The following is a 20,449-nucleotide window of genomic DNA, read 5'->3' as shown; positions in this document are numbered from 1 at the left end:
TCTGACCGAGGATGCCCACCAGAATGCCCACCCACTACATCCTTCGCGTGCAGACCCGGCCGGAACTGGACCCGGAGCGGACCGCCGCGCAACTGGTCCAGATAGCCCGCGACACCGGCGCCGATGAGATCTGCATGTTCGCCTTCGCCGAGGAGCGCAACGACGGGCATCCGAGCCTGGACGAGGTGCGCCGGTGGTGTGAGCACACCCGCCCGGCCCGCGCCGCGCTCGCCGAAGCCGGGGTCCGGATCAGCATCAACCCCTGGGCGACGCTGCTGCACGTCGATCGGGGTCGGCGGCTGCGACCGGACCAGCCCTGGCAGACGCTGGTTGATCCGTACGGGCGGGCGACGCAGGCGCAGGTCTGTCCGCTGGATCCCGGCTGGCGTGCGTACTACCGGGAGGTGCTGCGGCGGTATGCCAGCGAGGAACACGTCGGGGTGGTGTGGGTGGAGGACGACATCCGGCTGCACAACCATGCACCACTGAGGTGGGGTGGCTGTTTCTGCCCGCTGCATCTGGAGCGGTTCGCTCGCCGGATCGGCCGGGTTGCCACCCGCCAGGAGGTGATCGCCGCGTGCACCGCCGACGGAGTGCCGCATCCGTGGCGCGCGCAGTGGCTGGACATGTGGGACGAGGCGCAGGTCGAGCTGATCGCCGAGTGGCGCGAGATCGTGGTGCCGCTCGGCCGGCACCTCGGCCTGATGTCGAGTCAACTGTCGGAGCACAGCGCGGAAGGGCGGCGGTGGGACGCGTGGTTCGGGGCGCTCGACCCGGACGGCACCCCGGTGCACCGGCCCCACTTCTGGCCGTACAGTTCCGGTACGCCGGACCAGTTGCCCGCGGCCGTGGTGCGGCTGGACGCGGCCCGGTCGGTCCAGCCCACCGCCGTGCGTAGTTTTCCGGAGATCGAGAACTACCCGTACGGGCGGTGGAACAAGTCGTTCCGCGAGATGTTTGCCCAGATGGCGCTGGCGCACGTGCTGGGATCGGCCGGGCTGGCGATCTCGGTGCACGACTTCATGGGCAATGAACCGACGGATGAACCGATGCGGGCGGCGTTTCTGGCCCAGGCGCGGCCGGCGCTGGACCTGATCGCCGACCTCTTCCCGCCCGCTTTGCGCAGCACCGGGGTGGGGATTCCGTGGTCGCCACACGTCGCCCGGCATCGAGCGGTGCCCGCCGGAGAACACGGACGGTGGGAGGCACTGGCCGCCCCGGTCGGCGGTATCGCGCCGTGGCTCATCGCCGCCGGTACAGCCGTCAGTCTGCGTGGTGAGGGCCGGGTCAACGCACTGCCCGCCACCATGGTTGACGTTGCCACCGCGGAAGATGTTCATCGCTGGCTGTCCGGTGGTGTCCTGCTGGACGGTCCGGCAGCGCTCGGTCTGCAGGCCCGCGGCTACGGCAGACTTATCGGCCTCACCGACGCCCGTTGGATCAGCCAGGGTCACCTGCCCTTCAGCATCGAACGCTGCACCAGGGCCGACTTCGGGTTACGCCAGGGCTGCGACATCAGCGTCAATCAGAGTGCCGGCTCGTGTCTGCACTGTCTGGTGCAGGGCACCTTGGCGCCCGGCGCGCAGCCCGCCAGCGTCCTGCTGGATGCCAGCGGCAATCCGGTCGGTCACGGCCTGGTGCTCTTCGAAAACGAACTCGGCGGCCGGGTCGCCATCCTGCCCTGGTCGATGGAAGCGTCTGTGTCGATGAACGAGCAGCGGGCCGCGCAACTGGCCAAGACCGTGGACTGGCTCGGCGACCATGACGGGGCCGGACCCGAGCACCTGGCGGTCTCCGGGCATCCGTGGCTGATCCCGATCGCTCTCACTGACGGTGAACGCTGGCGGGTCGCGGTCTTCAACGCCAGCCCGGACGACGCCACCGCGTTCGCGGTGCGGCTACCCGCCGGCATGCCCAGCCCGGCCGGCGCCCTGCACGTGACCGGGACCGGACGACTCGCCCCCGCCACGCTGGTCGACGGAGAGGTCCGCACGGTGCAGCCCATGCGGCAGTGGGAACTGGTGCTGCTGTCGTCCAGCCCGATTCACGGATAGTCGATCAATGCGGTCGGGACGATCATCCGTCGCGGTGGCGCGTCGGCGCCTCCGCCAGCCGGGTCGAGCATCCGGCTCAGCAACATTCGGCCCGCCTGGCGACCGATCTCGGCGGCGTCGTAGCTGACCACGGTGAGCGGCAGGCCCAAGGTGTCCGCGAGCTCGAAGTCGTCGAAGCCGGCCAGTGCGGTGTCCGTACCGGCCGCACGGATGGCCCGGAAGGCGCCGATGGTGTTGCGGTTGTTGGCGGAAAACAGCGCAGTCGGCGGCTTGCGCAGCCGGAGCAGCTCGGCCGCCGCCCGCTCTGCGGCACCACGGTCGCGGCCGACCCGCCGAACGTAGCGATCGTCCAGCGGCAGGCCGGCCGCGTCCAGCGCCGCGCAGAAGCCGCGGAACCGCTCCGAGCCGGTCCAGGTCGCCGGCGGAAGTCCGAGGAAGCCGATCCGTTGATGCCCGTTGTCGATCAGCCGGATGGTTGCCTCCCTGGCTCCGGTGAAGTCGTCCACCAGCACGCAGTCCAGCGGCACTCCGTCTGGCGGCCGGGCACCGAGCACCACCGGGGTGCCACGGAGGCGGATGGTCTCCAGGTGGGACTGGTCGCTGCCGGCCGGTACCACGATGATCCCATCAACCCGCCGGGCCACCAGGTCCCGGATCAGCTGCCGTTCCCGTTCGACGTCTTCGCCGGAGTTGCCGAGCACGGCGCGGATGCCGTGTTCGGCGAGCACCGACTCCACCCCGACCGCCAGCTGTGAGTAGAACGGGTTCGCCAGGTTGGTGATCACCAAACCGACCAGCCCGGTGTCGCGGCCGAGCCGCAGGCTCCGTGCCACCTCGTTGCGGTGGTAGCCGAGTTCGTTCACCGCGGCCAGCACGCGGGCCTTGGCGTCGGCGGACACCGCAGAACTGTCGTGCAGCACCCGGGACACCGTCATCGGGCTGACGCCAGCCCGTTCGGCCACATCGCGCATCGTCGGTGCCTGGTGCACGATCTGACTCCCTCGTCGCATCATCCTTCAGTCGGCATTCCAGCCGGAGGTATGTTTCGACAACAATGCCACGCCGCGCCGATCAGCGGCGACAGCTCGGGCCGGCACGCCGCCACGAGCGCGGGACAGGCCCCGGCCAGGCCGGCCCGCAGCGGCGGCTCGATCAGATCCCACGATGCCGATATCGCTCCGCCGACCACCAGTGCCGTCGCCCCGAACCGCGTCAGCCAGGGACCGAGCGCCCGGCCGAGGGCCCGCATCGCGGTATCGATCACCGCCTGGGCCTCCGGCTCACCGCTGCGGGCCCGCTCGGCCATGTCCCGGATGTCGATGTCGGGACCACCGCCGTACGCCGTGAGCAGGGCGCGGCGCGATACGGTTTCTTCCAGGGGGCGGCCGTCGATCATCAACAGATCGACCCGGCCTTCCGGCGGCACGGAGTTGCCCGCGGCAATGATCTTGCCGTGGGCCAGGAAAGCCGACCCCACGCCGGTGCCGAGCGTGATGGCGGCTGCCCGGTCGTGGCCGGACACGGCGCCGGCAATCCATTCGCCGACCAGGAAAGCGTCGGCGTCGTTGACGAAACACAGTCGCGAGCGGGCCAACCCCAGTCCGTCAGCGACAGCGCCTCGTACGTCCACGCCGTACAGCGCGTCGAACTTCCCGACCGACCGGAACAGGCCGACGCCTCGGGCGACGTCGAAGGGCCCGGGCACCGCAATCCCGCACCAGGCCGCCGCGGGCAGGCCGAGTTCGCGGCCGCAGGCCACGATGCCGCTCAGGATCTCCTCGGCGGTGCCGTCGGCTCGTAGCTGCCGCCGTCGCACACCGTCCGGTCGCGCCGTCCAGGTGGCGGTATCCACGACCGTCGCCGTGACGTGTGTCCCGCCGATGTCGAGCGCCGCTAGGACGTCGTCGTCCGCCATGGCTATCGCACCAGGGACTTCACGACCTGTACCCGCTCTTCGCCGATCCGGGTCAGCGTGTACCGCCCGACCGCGGCGGGTATCACCAGCGTCTCGGCATAGGCGAGCAGATGTTCGTCACCGGTCTCGGTCCGCACCACCACGCCGGCGCCTTCGACGACGTTGAGCACGTGGAACCGGTCCACGGTGTCGTCGCGGGCGGGCTGGTCACCGTCGAGCACGAACCGGCGCACCTGGTAGAAGACATCGGGCAGGTCACCCAGTAGCTCCTCCCGCCAGCCGGCGCCGGAGCGCAGGTTCCGTGGTGCGGGCACCAGGTCGTCGGATACCGACTGGCCTCGGCGCGTGGTGTCCAGGTTCGCGAACGCGTGCTCGATGTGCACGGGCCGCCGCCGCCCGGCGGCGTCCTGCCGCAACCAGTCGTAGAACCGCAGTGAGTACAGGTAGGGCGTGGCGCTGATCTCGAGCACCAGGTTGCCGACCCCGCTGGCGTGTGGTGTGCCAGCGGGGATGAGGTAGAGCTGGTGCGGGTCCGCGGGGTGGGTCTGCACGTGGTCGGTCGCCTCGAACGGCGTACCGTCGCGGTACGCCGCCAGCGCCTGCCGGTGGAACAGGTCCAGGTCGACGTCGTCGCGCAGGCCGAGGAACACCTGGCTGCCCGGGCTTCCGATCATCACGTAATACGTTTCGTGCTGGGTGTACTCCCAGCCGAAGAGCTGGCGCATGTAGTTGAGCCGCGGATGGCAGTGCACGGACAGGTGTCCACCGTCGATGGTGTCCAGGTAGTCGAACCGGATTGGGAAGGAGGTGCCGAACTCGGCCTGCACGGGTGGCCCGAGGATCTGTTCCGGCAGCAGCGAGACCATCATCTGGAACGGGACCTCGATCCGCGGGCCGTTCGGCTCGCCGATCAGCACGCCATTTTCCGGGGCGATCAGCTCGTAGCCGAGTGCCGTGTTCGGCGCCTGCGGGTTGAATCCGAGTTCGCGTTGCGCCCAGTGCCCGCCCCAGGTTGTGGAGTTGAAGAACGGTCGCACCCGGAACGGGCGGCCGGCCAGGGTTCGAAGCGTCGCCCGCAGTGCCGCACCGTCAAGGGAGGTCGGTTCGGGGCCGGTGACCGGGTCGGGTTGAAGATCGATCCAGCGGTCGATCCGGCCGGCGATCCGGTCGCGGTGCCGGTCGAGCACGGGCCAGTCGATGTAGAACAGCCGGCGGGTGGTCCCCGGCCCGGCCGCGGCGGGTTGCCCGAGGTTCCGCGCTTGACCAGCATGCAGGGCGGCCTCGGCGTACCGCTTCGGCAGGTCTGCGTACCAGAGCACGTCGTGCGGGACGAGCCCGGCGCCGGGACCGTAGACGATGGTGACACCTTCGTCGGCGGTCGGCGCCGGGTCGGGTGGTCGCAGGAAGTCCCGTAGTTCGCACCGCGCGATGGTGGCGAAGTCCGGGTCGTCGACGAGTTCGGCCGCCCCGGCGGGCTCGGTGAGCCGCAGGATTTCGTTCCAGGGTCGGTAGTGAGCGGTCATGTCGACCTGGCGTACGGCTACGCCTCGTTCGGACAGTGCCTTGGCCAGCCCACCCGCCGTGGCGTCCCAGTCAAGGCACGCCGGCCCGTCGAGGGCGAGCACCGTTGGCGTGCGGGGCAGGGTGGCGGCGGCGTCGTCCCAGCCGGACCGTACCCGGTCGCCGGTCGGGTGGTAGCTGGGGTTCCGTTCGTAGGTTCCTGGCGGGGTAGCCAACTGAAAACTCCTCCCTCTCTGGTATCGATACCATACAGCGCCGATCCAGAGACCCGGCCACTCGTGTGGACTTCGGCCCCAACCCATTGCTGGCCGTGAATGATAGCGATAACATCGACCGGCATGCCGGTGAAGGCTGGCTGTAGCAACGGGCGTCTCGCCCGGGACGCGTGGCAGAGCGCGGAGCCAACGCGGGTTCCCTTTCCTACTTCAGAGGATCGGCCGTCCGCCCGGGTACGGCGTTCAGGATCGGAGGCGTAGGTGATCAGGTTCAGACATGCGACGGCGTTGGCCGCAGCCGTGGTTGCTGGTCTCGCGGCGGTGGTGGTGGCCCCAGCGGGGGCACAGGCGGGACCACCCTTGGAGATCAACGCGGGCTTCCTGTCGTTGAAGTTGAATGGGACCGGTCGGGTGACCAGCCTGGTGGATGTTCGCCGGGGCACGGATTATCTGGCGGCGGGTAAGTCAGTGCCGTTGGTCAGTGTGGTGGCCGACGGGGAGCAGGCGGCGCCGACCGAGGTGGAGTATTCGTCACGGGACAAGGTGTTCACGTTCCATACCGCCAAGGCGACGATCGATGTGAAGGTCGTCAACTACGCCACCTACTCCACTCTTGAGGTGGTCGGCCTGGACGTCGCGCCGGGTGCGGACGTGCAGACGCTGCTGTGGGGCCCCCTGCCGACAAGCATCACCCAGGCCGTCGGTGAGGACGTCGGTGTCGTCGGTAACGACGCCTTCCGGTTCGGGTGGCACCCGCTCAACGACAAGACCGTCGGCGCCTGGCCCAGGGAGTTCAACTCATACGGTTTCGGGTCGGACGTCCAAGCCAACCCGTACGGCGCGGCTGGAACGCAGAACGACTGGAGTGCCGCGGCCAAGACGACGTGGGGCAGCATCCTGCGCGCCTACACCTACGACTACAGCAAGGTCCGGATACGGGACGGCCAGATGCCGACCGGTCCGCTGTCGGGATCCGAGGGTCAGATCGTCGGGTCGAAGCTGGCGTTGTTCGGCAGCTCACCGGACCTCGTGCTCAGCGTACTCAGTCAGGTCGCGCAGGATCAGGGCCTGCCCTACCCGACGATCAACGGGCAGTGGCAGAAGGTCGCCCAGGCGACCCGGCAGTCGTTCCTGACGCTGCACGACCTCAGTGCCGGAAATCTCGCCTCCGCCGTGAAGTTCGCCGAGCAGGCGGGGATCAAGAACGTCTACTCCGTGCAGGGTGCCGCCGGGCCATGGGTGTCGACCGGCCACTACCGGTTCAACAGCAACTTCGGCGGTTCGGACGCAGCGGCGACCCAGATGGTGAACACGGCCGCCGCGAGCGGGGTTCGGGTCGGCGTGCACACACTTTCCAACTTCATCGCCCCCAACGACCCCTACATCGTGCCGTCCCCGGCCGACACGCGGCTCACGGCCGGCAAGACGGTGAAGCTGACGCGCCCTCTCGCCGCAACGGACACGACCCTGTACGCCGATGGCAACTCTGGCGGCGGCGGGTATGTCTTGGGCCGTCGGCTGCGAATCGGCGACGAGTTCGTCACGTTCTCCGGCGTGACCCAGCTCAGCGCGACCGAGTGGCAGTTCACCGGCCTCAGCCGCGGGCAGTGGCGGTCCACCGCCGCCTCCTACGCCACCGGGACCAGCGCGACCCGGATCGCCGAGAACCAGTACGGCGGAGCGAGAGGCGACCTGCCGATCATCGACGAGATCGCGACCCGGCTGGCCACCGTGTACAACACCACCGGCATCAGGGACACCTCATACGACGGGCTGGAGGAGGCGGCCTGGAACGGCTGGGGAGGGCAGGGATTCGCACACCTGGTCAACGGCGTCTACCGTCAGCTCAACTCCAAGGACGGCTTCATCACCGAGGCCTCCAACCCGTCGTCCAACACATGGGATGCGCAGTCGCGGATCAGCTGGGGTGGCATCGGGTGGTCGGACTCCAACTATGACCAGGTGACCAGGAACAACAACTTCTACCGGGCCAACTACCTGCCCGCCATGGGAGGCTCGCTCCCGATCAACGGCAACCAGAGCACTCTCAGTATCGAGACGAACCTGGCGCGGGCCGCATCCCTTGGCGCGACCTTCGGTTGGTTCGAGACAAACGTGGGCAGCCTGTCCGGCGGCTCCAACACCACGGCCATCCTCGCCGCGATAAAGACCTGGAACTCTGCCATCGCGGCCGGCGCATTCAGTTCCACCCAGCGGCAGCTAATGGCTGACCAGGGCACCTACTGGCATCTGCAGGACTCGCGCCGGTTGGGGGCTACTTGGCCCAAAAGCCGGTTCTTGTGAAGTGGAGGAGGAGCCTTGACCCTCTGATATGGACGACTTAGTTTGTCGCCACGACAAACGAGGAGGACGCCCCATTGGAGAGCGCGTGGCAGCCAAACCGCCACCCGGCGGGTGCGGGGCGGTCGGGCGCGGGACGCGCCGAGAAACCGGTGCGAACCGCTGCGGAGCGGACGCGGCGAGCGCCCGCAGACCAAACCACCGTTCGCCGCAGCAACCTGGTGCTTGTGCTGCGGCACCTGCGCGACATGGGCCCACGGACGCGAGCGCAGATCGCCGCTGAGACCGGACTTAACAAGGCAACGGTGTCGAGCCTGGTAGCCGAACTGGTGCAGCGCGGACTCGTACGCGAGGGGACCGTGCTGCGGGAAGGCTCCATCGGGCGCCCGGGCCAGGTCGTCGAACTGGATGGCCACGGCGTCTGCGGCGTCGGACTCGAGGTGAACGTCGACTACGTCGCCGCTATCGTCCTCAACCTTCGCGGTGACGTCATCTCCGAGAGCAGCATGGGGCTGGATGTGCCTCGGCTTGGTCCCGACGGTGCTCTGGACGCGCTGGCCGACGTGGCCCGAGAGGCCATTCGAGCGGCCGCCGACAGCGGTGCGACCCCGGTCGGTGTGACCGTGGCGATCCCCGGGCTGGTTGATGTGGCCCAGGGCGTGCTCACCTTCGCGCCGAACCTCAGGTGGCGCGACGTTCCGGTGGTGGAAGCTCTTCTGGAGCGGCTGGAGCGGCCGACCTACCCGGTGCGGGTGGACAATGACGCGAACCTTTCCGCACTGGCTGAGTACCTCATGGGCGGGTCCCCGGATGTCTCGAATCTCGTCTATCTGACGGGTGAGGTGGGTGTCGGCGGGGGAGTGATCGTCGATGGTCGCCTCCTTCGCGGTGTCGAGGGCTTCAGCGGTGAAGTGGGCCACATGCCGTTCGGCTCCGCGCAGCACGTGTGCGGCTGCGGCCGCCGTGGCTGCTGGGAGACAGCGGTTGGGCTCGCGGCATTGCTGCGGGCTGTCGCGGACCCGGATGACCCGGTACGCGAACCGGTTCGTGGCCTCGAGCCGCGGCTCGCGGAGATCAAGCGTCGAGCGGAGGGCGGTGACGAACGTACGCTCGCCGCCCTGCAGCAAATCGGCGCGGCACTCGGTCTGGGCGCCTCAGTCCTGGTCAACCTGTTCAACCCGCGGGCTGTGGTACTCGGCGGCTACTTCGCCACCCTCGGGCAGTACTTCCTCGAACCCGCAATGGCTGAGTTGCGGGCGCGGGTTCTGGCGCCCGATGCAGCTGGCTGTCGGCTCGAACTGTCCACCCTCGGCTTCACCGCTGCTGTCCGCGGTGGTGCCCACGTCGCGCTTGAGGCGGTCCTGGCGGACCCCACGCTCGTTCCGGCGACGGACCGCCGCTCGCTGAGCAGCACATCAGGGCTCGGGTGAGATCCGGTGGCTTCCCGCCTCGAGCGCTGCGGTGCGGCCTGGTATCGCAACCAGGGATGTGTGCCCACCTACCTCATCCGGTGGGCGCCACCGCTCACACCTCGACCGACTTGCCATGGACCACTTGCGTGGTGTGCGCGGCCGGTAGCGACCGGCCGCGCACACCGGGGCTCACCGAGGTGACGGCCTCGAGTGACCCGTGCCACCCAACCCCGGCGGCCTGCCACGGCACGGCAGCCCGCCGGGCCGGATCGAAGGGAGGAAGGCACAAGGCGAAGGACTTCCGATCCGAGGGCGACCCGTCCAGGGTCTCCCTCGCCGACCCGGGCGAGTCGGGAGCACCGGTTTCGAAGCGTAGCGGACGCCTGATGGCTCTTGCGCGTTGTCGACGGCAGCTCCCGCGGTCGCCCCGCCGGGCTGATGCCCGGCGGCACCACTCGTACGAACCGGCACCCCTAGCCGCGCGCATTGCGCGGCGCGACCGAAGGAGTACCCGTGGCATCATCATGGCGCCGTCTCCGGGCGGTGGTCCTGGCTGCGGTGCTGGCCGTCCCCACCGGCCTGGCCGCGTTGACCGGCCCAGCCGCTGCGGCGGGCACCAGCACCGCGACGGCGGAACCCGACTTCCGGGCCCTCGTTTTCTCGAAGACCGCCGGCTTCCGGCACAGCTCCATCCCCAACGGCATCGCGGCGATCCAGAAACTGGGGCAGGAAAACAACTTCGCCGTCGACACCACCGAGGACTCGACCCAGTTCACCGATGAGAACCTCGCCAACTACGACGTCGTCATCTGGCTGTCGACGACCGGCGACGTGCTCAACACCGACCAGCAGGCGGCGTTCGAACGCTACGTCCAGGCCGGCGGTGGCTACGCCGGTGTCCATGCCGCAGCCGACACGGAGTACGACTGGGCGTGGTACGGCAACCTTGTCGGGGCCTACTTCAACTCCCACCCCGCCCAACAGAACGCCACCGTCAAGGTGGAGGATCCGGCCCACCCGTCGACGAAGGAACTGCCGGCGCGGTGGACGCGGTACGACGAGTGGTACAACTACCGCACCAACCCGCGCGGCAAGGTTCACGTCCTCACCTCGATGGACGAGAAGTCGTACAGCCCGGGTGCGGGCGCGATGGGCGCCGAGCACCCGATCACGTGGTGCCAGGATTACGACGGCGGCCGTTCGTGGTACACCGGCCTTGGTCACACCGAGCAGTCCTACACCGAGCCGGAGTTCCTCAAGCTGCTCCTCGGCGGTCTGCAGACGGCCGCTGGCACGGTCAAAGCGGACTGCTCGGCCACGCTGACCTCGAGCTTCGAGAAGGTCACGCTCGACGACAACACGTCGAATCCGATGTCCCTCAATGTCGCCAACGACGGCCGGGTCTTCTACATTGACCGGCTCGGTGATGTGAAGGTCATCAAGCCGGATACCCAGCAGACCGTGCAGGCCGGCCACCTCGACGTGTTCACCGCCAACGAGAGCGGCCTGCTCGGCTTGGCCCTCGACCCGAAGTTCGACGAGAACAACTGGGTGTACCTCTACTATTCGCCGAGCGGAGCGAACGTCGACCGGCTGAGCCGATTCACCATGAGTGGCGACATGCTCGACCTGACGACCGAGAAGAAGGTCCTGGACGTGCCCGTCCAGCGCGCCGAGTGCTGCCACCACGGCGGGGACCTGGTCTTCGACGGCGCCGGTAACCTCGTCATCTCCGCCGGCGACAACACGAACCCGTTCGCGTCGGACGGCTACGCCCCGATCGACGAGCGGGCCGGCCGGTCGGACTGGGACGCGCAGGGCACGTCGGGAAACACCAACGACCTGCGCGGCAAGATCCTGCGCATCCGGCCGCAGGCTGATGGCACGTACACCATCCCCGCGGGGAACCTCTTCGCACCGGGAACCGACAAGACGAAGCCCGAGATCTACGCCATGGGCTTCCGCAATCCGTTCCGGATCGACGTCGACCGGGCGACCGGACGGGTGCTCGTCGCGGACTACGGACCGGACGCGGGCTCGGCGAACCCGAACCGCGGTCCCGAGAACACGGTCGAGTGGAACGTCCTCAAGCAGGCCGGCAACTACGGCTGGCCGTACTGCATCGGCAACAACAAGCCGTACCGGGACTATGACTTCGCGACCGGCGTGTCCGGGCCGGCCTTCGACTGCGCCGCGCCGGTCAACAACTCACCGAACAACACGGGTCTGACCAACCTGCCCGCGGCGACCGCGGCGGACGTGTACTACCACTACGCCGGAGACCCGGCGTTCCCCGAGATCGGTGGGGGCGGCGCTCCGATGGCCGGCCCGGTCTACCACTACAACCCCAACCTGGCCTCAGAGCGCAAGTGGCCCGCGTACTACGACGGGAAGGCGCTGTTTGCCGAGTGGAACTCGAACAAGATGTTCACCATGCAACTGGACGGCGACGGCAAGCTCGTCGACATCAACCAGGTGCTGGTCGGGATGGACTTCAAGCGGCCAATGGACTTCACCTTCGGACCGGACGGAGCCATGTATCTCGTCGAGTGGGGTTCGGGCTTCGGCGGCAACAACGCCGACTCGGGCATCTACCGGATCGACTACCTCAAGGGCACCCGGTCACCGATTGTCAAGGCTTCGGCCACGCCGACCTCGGGGAAGGCTCCGCTGACCGTGCAGTTCTCCAGCGCCGGCACCCGCGATCCGGACGGGGGCACGCTGACGTACGCCTGGGACTTCGGCGACGGCGGCCAGTCCACCGAGCCGAACCCCGAACACACCTACACCGCCAACGGTGACTACACCGCCAAGCTCACGGTGACCAACCCGAACAGCAAGACCGCGGTCGCCAACGTGCGGGTCACGGTGGGCAACACCGCGCCGACGGTGAAGATCAACCTGCCCCCGAACGGAGGGTTCTTCGAGTTCGGCGACCAGGTGAAGTACTCCGTCACCGTCACCGACCCCGAGGACGGTGAGATCGACTGCACGAAGGTGACGGTGCAGTCCTCGCTGGGCCACGACGCCCACGCACACCCGCTCGACCAGCAGAACGCGTGTGCGGGGACGATCCAGACGCTGTCCGACGGGGGCCACGGCGCCGACGCGAACCTGTTCTGGGTGATCGAGGCGACCTACACCGACCAGGGCGGCCAGAACGCCAGCCCCCTGACCGGCAGTGACATCGCCGTTCTCCAGCCGAAGCGTAAGCAGGCGGAGTACCTCACCTCGACCGGCCGCACCGCGGACAGCAAGGGCGGGGGCACTCCCGGCGTCCAGGTGGAGAGCACGGGTGACACCCAGGGCGGCTATCAGAACGTCGGCTACATCGAGGACGGCGACTGGTTCGCCTTCGAGCCGGCAAACCTGACCAATGTGACCTCGTTCAATGTCCGCGCGGCTGCGGCCAGCGCCCAGGGCGGCACGGTCGAGGCGCGCTGGGGTGCTGACAACGGTCCGCTGCTCGGCTCCGTGGCGGTGCCGAACACGGGTGGGTGGCAGACGTATCGGGACTTCGCGCTGCCGCTGTCCACCGTTCCGGCTGAGACCGGCACGATCTACTTCGTGATCCGCCGCCCGGCCGGAAGCGCGGACACCGGCGGGCTGGTCAACGTGAACTGGGTCGACTTCATCGGCCGCGGCGTGACGGACAACCAGCGCCCGCTGGTCGAGGTCACCGCGAGCCCCACCTCCGGGACCGCTCCGCTCACCGTCAACTTCACGGCGACGGCGACCGACCCTGATGGCGACAACCCGCTTACGTACGCGTGGGACTTCGGAGTGGCGGGTGCGCCGAAGCCCACCACGCAGAACGCCACCTACACCTACACCGCCCCGGGCACCTACCAGGCGATGGTGACGGTGACCGACGCCCGCGGCGCGGCAACCCTGAAGTCCGTGAGCATCAAGGTGGACCCGCCGCTGAACCTGTGCCTCGCCGGCCGTTCCGACGACTTCACCGGTTCGGAACTGGACCGGAACCGGTGGACCAAGGTGGTCCGGGAGAACCAGGACATGCGCGTCAGCGACGGCAAGCTGGTCATCCCGACCAGTAACACCGACATCTACGGCGCCACCGTCAACACGACCCCGAACATCGTGCTGCAGCCACTCCCGTCGGGGCCGTTCACCGCGACCGCGAAGCTGACCCTGCTGGCACGGCAGGCGTACCAGCAGGCCGGTCTGGTGCTCTACGGTGACGACAACAACTACGCCAAGATGGTGTTCGAGGGCCGCAGCAGCACTGATGACGCCAACGCGCGCATCTTCCAGTTCATCCGCGAGGAGAACGGCCAGCCGAACGAGGTCGCGGAGAGCAACACGGCCAACCTCGGCGCCAGCTACCCCGACACCGTCTACGTCCGCTTCACGAGTGACGGCAGCAACCTTAGGGCGGCCTACTCCGCGGACGGCGTGACCTTCACCGCGATGGCGCAGACGAAGTCGCTGGCGGGCATCAACAACCCGCACATCGGCCTCATCTCGCTGTCCGGGACGGGCTCGCGTCCGGTGCTCGACGCGGCGTTCGACTGGTTCCACATCACCCCGGACAGCACGGTTACACGTCCGAGCCCGAACGACGAGTTCGACGGCACCGTACTCGATGCGTGCCGGTGGGACGCGATCGTCCGGCCGAACCCGTCCACGTACCGCGTCTCGGGCGGCAATCTCGAGATCGACACCGAGAAGGGCGACATCTACGGAAGCTCCAACAGCGGCACGAAGAACTTCATCCTGCAGACCGCCCCTGACGGCGACTGGACCATCGAGACCAAGGTCGATGGCAGCGCCTTCAACGAGCAATGGCAGCAGGCCGGTCTGCTCGTCTACCAGGACGACGACAACTACGTGAAGTTCGACTACATCAGCGACAACCAGGCCGGCCAGGCGATCGCTCGCCGGATCGAGTTGCGCAGTGAGGTCGGCGGCGTGGTGCAGCAGCCGGCGCCGAGCGCCAGCAACCTCACCACCGGCGTGTGGTGGCTGCGGGTCAGCAAGGCGGGTAACACCTTCCGCGGCTACTACTCCAGCGATGGCACGACCTGGACCGAGCTCGGTACGGGTGTCCCGAACGGTGCCCTCGCCTCGGCCAAGGTGGGTCTGTTCGCCTTCGGCGCGAACCAACAGACCGCCAGGACGGCGAAGTTCGACTACTTCCACCTCACCGTGGTTGATCGGACTCCGCCGACCGTGACGGCGACCGTCGAACCCGCTGCGCCGGACGGAAGCAACGGCTGGTACTCCTCCGCGCCGAAGGTCAAGATCGCCGCGACCGACGAGAAGGGTGGTTCCGGGGTCGGCAAGGTCGAGTACAAGCTGGACAACGCCGACTGGGCCGTCGCAACCGACGCCGTGGACATCGAGACCGATGGTGAGCACACCGTCCAGTACCGGGCGACCGACAAGGCGGGCAACACGTCGACGGTCGGCACCGTCGTGGTCAAGCGCGACGCGACAGCGCCGGAGACGACAGTCACCTACGAGGCGGCCAACGGCGCCGGCTGGCACCGTGGCGACATCGCGGTGACGCTGACGGCCACCGACAGCACGTCGGGTATCGCGGCGACCGAATACCAGCTAGACGGTGGCGCATGGACGGCCTACACCGGCCCGGTCATCGTCTCCGGCGACGGGTCGCACGAGCTGGCGTACCGGTCGACGGACAAGGCGGGCAACGTCGAGGTGGCGGCGACGAAGACGTTCAAGATCGACGGCATCGCGCCGTCAGTGAGCATCAGCGGAATCGCCGACGGTCAGTCGTACGGTGACAGCGGCCAGCCGGCCGTCGGCTGGAGCGCCGCCGACGCCGGCTCGGGGGTTGCCACCATCGCGGCAACCCTCGACGGCACGACCATCGGGGTGGGGGAGCTGCCACTGTGGAAGCTCACGCTCGGTGAGCACACGCTCGAAGTGACGGCCACCGACCACGCCGGAAACCGTGCGACCGAGACGATCCGCTTCCAGGTCACCACCTCCTACGACGATCTGAAGCAGCTCGTCAACCGGTTCAACGGCGCCGGCGACATCTCCAAAGGGATAGCCACGGCGCTGCGGGCCCAGCTCGACGAGGCGAAGGCCGAGGAGGAGGCCGGCGACCTCGCGGAGGCAAAGGCCGTACTCCAGCAGTTCAGGTCGTTCGCAACGAAGCAGGTGGCCGACCTCGCCACCCGCCAGGTCCTGGTGCGTGACGCCGAGGCCCTGATCGATCGACTGGGCAGCTGATGTCGCAACGGAAGAACCCCGCTGTCCCCTCCCGCAACGCGGGAGGGGCGGCGGCCCGTCGCCGGGTGGCGGGCGCACCGACCCGCCGCCCGGCCCCGGCCGACGCCCGATCGGCGACGAGCCGAATCATCCGAATCCTGGGGGCGTTCGCCCTCGGTGCCCTGGTGGCCGCGGCCGTCGCCGCGCTCGTCGCCCGTCCCGACCCGGTGCAGCGCAAGGTGGACGAGTTGCGCGCCGCTGATGCGGCGCGGGACGCCGTCCAGATCACCGAACTGACCGCGCAGGCGCGGTCGTCGGCGCAGCGGCTCGGCCCAGTGCTGCAGGGATTGGCCACCGCTGTCCCGATCGATCCCGATGCGGCCCCGGCGCTCGCCCCCGCCAGCACCGTGGCAGGCTGGCGGCAGGTGGCGCAGCAGGTCGCCCGGGAGTACGACAATCCGCCGTCGGGCGCGACCGCGACGAACATCGCCCGGGAGAGCTTCGCGATGGCCCTCGACCAGTTGGTGGCGGCCGTCGAGACGTACGACTCGGCGCTGCGCGCCGAGGGCGCCCAACGGGTCCGGCTGCTCGACCTCGCGCGGGAGCAGCGGAATCTTGCGGTCCGGGCGTGGGCCGTCGGGGCCACCCAACTTGACGTGCTCAACATCGATGCCGGTCACGGGCACGCCCACGTCTTCTTGCCGGCTGGATCTGGAACCGGGGCGTTCAACGCCGACCCGGAGCCTGAGGGGAGCCATCGATGACTACATCCCGGATACGAACCGCTGCGGCCAGGTCGGGACGCCGCCTACTCCTGGCTTGCGCCGCTGCCCTCGCCATCGTGCTGTTGCCGCCCGTCGTGGCATTCGCCCACGGCGGAGGCCTCAGACTGGAGGTGGCTGGCGACGGTGCGGGCGGAATCGATGTTGTGGCCACCTGGAAGAAGGACAACCACCCGGTGGCGGAGAGCGTCGCGATGACCGTGGTCGCGGTCGGGGCCGGCGGTCAGAAGATTGGTCCCACCCGAATCATGTCCGCCGCCGAAGGCGTCGGCTTCTACCACGCCGATCTTCAGCTAGCCCCCGGGCAGTGGACGGTGACCGTCTCGGCCACCGAGCCCGCCACGGCGAAGGCCACCGTCGACGTGACGGTCGACCAGCCGGCACCGAACAGTGGCGACTCTCCAGCCGCGGCGGTGAGCGGTGACCCGACCAGCAGAGCACCCGGCCCGACGGGGGCGTACGGCAGGCTGCCCCCGACACCGGTAAGGGTGCCTGGCAGGTTCCGCTGGTGGCAGCCGTCCTGGTTGTCCTCGCCACGGTCGTTGGCATGTTGTTGGTGCGGCGGCGACGCTCCGCGGGAGGGCGGTAACGATCGCAGCGACCGGGCGAACCGGCGTCTGACTGGTGGGAGCGCGCGGGGATCGGTGAGGTGGTCGACGAAGCGCACCGGCAGCGCCGGCGCTGCGGCCGGTACGCCGCCGGCGAACTCGCCGTACCAGCGGATCAGCTCCTCCCGGAACAGTCCGGCCGACCAGGCGTCGAAGACGATGTGGTGCACGGTCACCAGCAGCAGGTGCTCGCCGTCGGCGAGGGCCAGCAGGCGGACCGCGAGCAGCGGGCCGGCGGTCAGGTCGAACCGGACGGCGGCGTGCCCGAGCTGACGGCTCGCGCCGGGCGTGTATGCGGCCTGATCATCGGTCCGCCGGTCGCCAGGTCGTGCCGAGTACGTGGGCGATGACGTCGTTGACCAGGTTCGGAGGGATGGGCCGGTGGGCGACGAAGCGGCGGTAGAAGAACGGGCTGGTGAGCAGGTCGACCGCTAGCTCTGGGTCGAGATGGCCGGGCAGTTGGCCGCGCTCGCGTGCGCGGGTCAGCGCGACGAGGAGCGGTTCGCGACGACGGCGGGTCAACTCGGCGTGGAGTGACGCGAGGGTGGGGTCACGTTCGGCGGCGTCGATGAAGGCGGCGAGCAGGCGCGGGAACGGGGTGTGTTCGAGCAGGGCGACGAAGGCGGTGAGCAACTGGGCGACGTCGGTCTCCACGCTTCCGGTGTCGGGCTCGGGGAAGGGCTGGAACGTGGCGTCCATGGCGTCGACCATGAGCGCGCCGGCGGTGGGCCAGTGTCGGTACAAGGTGGCCTTGCTCGCGCCGGCGCGCCGGGCCACGGCCTCCATGGTGAAGCCGGGGAGACCATGCTCGTCGAGCACCTGGAGGGCGGCCTGCAGCACCCGCTGACGTGCGCCTGCCCCGCGTGAAATCGGCTCCCGGGGCTCGGTCGGGGATCGGGACGAGGCCGTCGAGGCAGCCCGGCTTTGTTCCGCGGCGCGCGATGCCGCGGGCGCAGTCGTCGGCGAATGCGTGGGACGGTTGCCGCCTTGTCGAGGACCATTGACCATTGCCGCACCTCCATCGAAACGGTACCGTACTTATATTAAGGAAACGTGTCCGTGTCGATAGGAGGGTTCCGATGGCACGAGCGCCAGCTCCAGCGTCCGGACCGGACGGTGGAGCCACAGGGCCAGCGATCATGACCACCCGGCCAGCCGCCGTAGCAGCCGCCGCTCTACGCCGTCACCGCACTGGCGCCTACTGGGTGCTCACTGCGATGGTGGCCGGTGAATGCGCGGTTGGCGGCGCGATGGATCTGCTCCGGATGGCACCGTTCTACCCGGTGATGATCGACCTGGGGTACCCCAGCTATCTGGCCACAATCATGGGTGCCGCGAAGGTCATCGCCGCCGGGGTCGTGCTGCCGCCGGGGCTGCCCCGTTTGAAGGAGTGGGCCTATGCCGGCATCATGATCAATATGATTGGTGCGGCCGCTTCGCACCTCGCCACGCACCAAGCCCTGAGCAACCTCATCGCTCCCGCCATCTTCGCGGGGCTGGCGATGCTCTCCTGGGCATGGCGCCCACCCGCACGTCGGCTCTGAGGATTTCGCCCACCCGGCGATTGCGTGTCCGGTGCCCGCGAATCAGGCGGTCAGCAGCCCGACGCCGAGGCTCACCACCCCCGCAGCGAGCGAGAGTGCGCCTACCCACAGCACCCAGACGAACCGGTTCGGCGCCGTGACGTTCCTGCCGGCGGACGACGCGAAGAATCCCGCCGACATCAGGATCGCTGCGATCGGCACTCCGAGCCGTGCGGTCCACAGCAGTACGCCGTTGAGGCCCGTGGCGTCCACATAGAGCAGTGCTACCAGGCTCAGCAGCACCAGCACGCCGGCGTGGCCGTGCCCGGCGCGCGCGAAGGACTTCTGGAAGTCGGTCATCGGCACCGCCCCGCGGGCGATTCGGGTCATGAACCAGCCGCCGACCTGGATGGTGACGATCGTGAGCAGCACCGCTCCGGCGATGATCCGTGACTCGGTGCTGAGGCCCATGCTCTGCACGGCAGGCTCCTTCGGGTTGGGTGTGGCGAGGTCTAATGAGGGATTGAGGCTCGGTCGAACTCTTACGCTCGCTGGGTTCGGGATGCTGGCGCGCGCCGTAGCGATGGCAGCGGCAGTGCGCCGCGAGTGGCCCAGAGTGCCGTGGCGATGTAGAGGACTTGTTCGGGGATGCGCTGCCACAGCGGCGACGCGGGCTCGCCAGCGAGCGGGACGTCGGCGATCGCAGCGTAGATGTTCGCCGGGAGCAGGCTGACGAACAGCAGCGTGAGGCAGTATCCGGCAGCGCGGCGGGTGCCGGCGACGATGAGGCCGAGCGCGCCGAGAAACTCCAGGACGCCGGTGAGGTACACCATGGCGGACGGGAACGGCACGGCGGGCGGCACCATCGCGACCAGGTCGTCGTGAGTCGGCATGACGGTGACGCCGCCCGGGACGAAGTGGGCGCTGGCGGTCATGAACAGCATGATCGCCAGCGCGTGGGCCGCGGCGGAAGGCCAGGTGGCGAACCGCCGCACGCCGAGCGCGCCGAGGCCGCGCAGGACAGCGAGCGCGATGAGCAGGACGAGGAGTGTCATGGTGAGGTCCAAATCTAGCCACTGTCAAGTTCTCGTCGAACCTAGCCCTGCCGGAGCATCTTGTCAATGACTAGTTTCGTGTTGCGGTGCACGCCGCGCAGGACGAAAGGAATCTCATGGCAGGCCTCCGCTACGTCCGGCCACTCACCCGCTCGTCAGGGCATGACGTCTCCGGGGCAGCAGCATGCCCAGGCGATCAGAGGAGGCGGCATTCCGGCAGCGCACGTGAGTGCGGGCTAGATCGTGTCGAGCGCCGGGGCGATGACGGCGAAGGCTTGGTCGGTCAGCTCGGCGGGGTCTTCCTTGCCTTCGCTGTCGCTCCACCTTTGCAGCACCGTGCCGAAGGCGGCCAGCGCCATGCGGGCCGCCATCTGGGGATACACCGCATGGCCGGTGTCGAGCCCCAGCCGGCTTGCCAGCTCGGTTGCCAGGTCGTCGCGCCACTGTTCCTGTCGCTCGAGGAAGCGGGCGAGCAGGGCGGGCGTGCGCAGGATCAACTGGACGACGCGCAGCGTGCGCTCAGGGTGGTCGGCGCAGGCGGCGATGGGCACCCACACGGCGTGCCGCAGCGCCACCGAGGGCGGCTCGGCACTTGGGCGGGCGGCCAGGTCGGCGCGGATGTCAGCGCCCATGTCGACCAGGAACTGGACGACCACGTCCTCCTTCGATCGGAAGTACCGGAAGAAGGTTCGCTGGGAGACGCCAGCGGCCGCGACGATCTCATCGATGGTGACCGAGTCGAACCCCTTGAGGGCGAGTAGCTGTAGCGCAGCCTCGGTCAGCTCGGTCGACACGAGCTGCCGCTTGCGCTGGGCCAAGGTCACTTCGGGACGGGACGCCATCGCCCGATGATATCCCC

At 68.8% G+C, this 20,449-nt stretch carries 13 protein-coding genes and 1 pseudogene; 6 read left to right on the top strand and 8 right to left on the bottom strand.

Annotated features, from left to right (window positions below):
* Window positions 1-23: 23 nt before the first annotated feature.
* Window positions 24-2,054, top strand: coding sequence for a hypothetical protein (locus tag FXF52_RS26870; protein WP_148801118.1), 2,031 nt, complete (start codon window positions 24-26; stop codon window positions 2,052-2,054).
* Here FXF52_RS26870 and FXF52_RS26865 read toward each other — a convergent pair.
* Genes FXF52_RS26865 through FXF52_RS26855 form a run of 3 tightly spaced genes read right to left on the bottom strand, consistent with a single transcriptional unit; the run spans window position 2,045 to window position 5,705 of the window.
* On the bottom strand, window positions 2,045-3,043 hold the full coding sequence (locus FXF52_RS26865; RefSeq protein WP_222870695.1) for a LacI family DNA-binding transcriptional regulator: 999 nt from the start codon (window positions 3,041-3,043) through the stop codon (window positions 2,045-2,047). The genes FXF52_RS26870 and FXF52_RS26865 overlap by 10 nt on opposite strands.
* Before the next feature lie 20 nt (window positions 3,044-3,063).
* Window positions 3,064-3,969: an ROK family protein gene (locus FXF52_RS26860; RefSeq protein ID WP_148801117.1), complete on the bottom strand. Its 906-nt coding sequence runs from the start codon at window positions 3,967-3,969 to the stop codon at window positions 3,064-3,066.
* Window positions 3,970-3,971: 2 nt separating this feature from the next.
* Window positions 3,972-5,705 (bottom strand): class I mannose-6-phosphate isomerase, encoded by a 1,734-nt coding sequence (locus tag FXF52_RS26855; RefSeq protein WP_148801116.1) that lies wholly within the window; start codon window positions 5,703-5,705, stop codon window positions 3,972-3,974.
* A gap of 261 nt (window positions 5,706-5,966) precedes the next feature.
* Between FXF52_RS26855 and FXF52_RS26850 the strand changes: the two genes are divergently transcribed.
* The 4 genes from FXF52_RS26850 (at window position 5,967) to FXF52_RS26835 (ending at window position 16,386) form a co-directional block, all read left to right on the top strand.
* Window positions 5,967-8,009: a hypothetical protein gene (locus FXF52_RS26850; RefSeq protein ID WP_148801115.1), complete on the top strand. Its 2,043-nt coding sequence runs from the start codon at window positions 5,967-5,969 to the stop codon at window positions 8,007-8,009.
* Between the two features lie 224 nt (window positions 8,010-8,233).
* Complete coding sequence (locus FXF52_RS26845; RefSeq protein WP_222870694.1) at window positions 8,234-9,436, top strand: ROK family transcriptional regulator; 1,203 nt, start codon at window positions 8,234-8,236, stop codon at window positions 9,434-9,436.
* Window positions 9,437-9,931: 495 nt separating this feature from the next.
* The gene (locus tag FXF52_RS26840) at window positions 9,932-15,643 is read left to right on the top strand and encodes a ThuA domain-containing protein (RefSeq protein ID WP_255472383.1); all 5,712 of its coding nucleotides are present in this window, start codon (window positions 9,932-9,934) and stop codon (window positions 15,641-15,643) included.
* Window positions 15,643-16,386 carry a hypothetical protein gene (locus FXF52_RS26835; protein WP_148801114.1) on the top strand — a complete coding sequence of 248 codons (744 nt, stop codon included), beginning with the start codon at window positions 15,643-15,645 and terminating at the stop codon, window positions 16,384-16,386. The genes FXF52_RS26840 and FXF52_RS26835 overlap by 1 nt, the downstream gene beginning before the upstream one ends.
* A 307-nt stretch (window positions 16,387-16,693) precedes the next feature.
* Here FXF52_RS26835 and FXF52_RS26830 read toward each other — a convergent pair.
* Window positions 16,694-17,257, bottom strand: a pseudogene (locus FXF52_RS26830) (condensation domain-containing protein); the annotation flags it as partial.
* A gap of 58 nt (window positions 17,258-17,315) precedes the next feature.
* Window positions 17,316-17,852: a TetR/AcrR family transcriptional regulator gene (locus FXF52_RS26825; protein ID WP_187413713.1), complete on the bottom strand. Its 537-nt coding sequence runs from the start codon at window positions 17,850-17,852 to the stop codon at window positions 17,316-17,318.
* A 365-nt stretch (window positions 17,853-18,217) separates the two neighbouring features.
* On the opposite strand from FXF52_RS26825, the gene FXF52_RS26820 reads away from it, so the two are divergent.
* Window positions 18,218-18,556: a DoxX family protein gene (locus FXF52_RS26820; protein WP_187413712.1), complete on the top strand. Its 339-nt coding sequence runs from the start codon at window positions 18,218-18,220 to the stop codon at window positions 18,554-18,556.
* Window positions 18,557-18,598: 42 nt separating this feature from the next.
* Here FXF52_RS26820 and FXF52_RS26815 read toward each other — a convergent pair whose 3' ends face one another.
* The 3 genes from FXF52_RS26815 to FXF52_RS26805 form a co-directional block, all read right to left on the bottom strand.
* Window positions 18,599-19,006, bottom strand: coding sequence for a hypothetical protein (locus tag FXF52_RS26815; protein ID WP_148801123.1), 408 nt, complete (start codon window positions 19,004-19,006; stop codon window positions 18,599-18,601).
* Between the two features lie 71 nt (window positions 19,007-19,077).
* Complete coding sequence (locus tag FXF52_RS26810; protein WP_148801110.1) at window positions 19,078-19,590, bottom strand: hypothetical protein; 513 nt, start codon at window positions 19,588-19,590, stop codon at window positions 19,078-19,080.
* Between the two features lie 236 nt (window positions 19,591-19,826).
* Window positions 19,827-20,432, bottom strand: a complete 606-nt coding sequence (locus FXF52_RS26805) for a TetR family transcriptional regulator (RefSeq protein ID WP_148801109.1) — start codon at window positions 20,430-20,432, stop codon at window positions 19,827-19,829.
* Window positions 20,433-20,449 lie beyond the last annotated feature (17 nt).

The organism is Micromonospora sp. MP36, from assembly GCF_008119785.1.
Classification (GTDB): domain Bacteria; phylum Actinomycetota; class Actinomycetes; order Mycobacteriales; family Micromonosporaceae; genus Micromonospora.
The sequence above is the reverse complement of the archived record's forward strand: the minus strand, read 5'-3'. Positions and strand labels throughout refer to the sequence as shown.

Coding starts and splice junctions, on each gene's coding strand:
- FXF52_RS26810 (WP_148801110.1), bottom strand. CDS start 19,590: ATGACACTCCTCGTCCTGCTCATCGCGCTCGCTGTCCTGCGCGGCCTC.
- FXF52_RS26860 (WP_148801117.1), bottom strand. CDS start 3,969: ATGGCGGACGACGACGTCCTAGCGGCGCTCGACATCGGCGGGACACAC.
- FXF52_RS26815 (WP_148801123.1), bottom strand. CDS start 19,006: ATGGGCCTCAGCACCGAGTCACGGATCATCGCCGGAGCGGTGCTGCTC.
- FXF52_RS26835 (WP_148801114.1), top strand. CDS start 15,643: ATGTCGCAACGGAAGAACCCCGCTGTCCCCTCCCGCAACGCGGGAGGG.
- FXF52_RS26870 (WP_148801118.1), top strand. CDS start 24: ATGCCCACCCACTACATCCTTCGCGTGCAGACCCGGCCGGAACTGGAC.
- FXF52_RS26805 (WP_148801109.1), bottom strand. CDS start 20,432: ATGGCGTCCCGTCCCGAAGTGACCTTGGCCCAGCGCAAGCGGCAGCTC.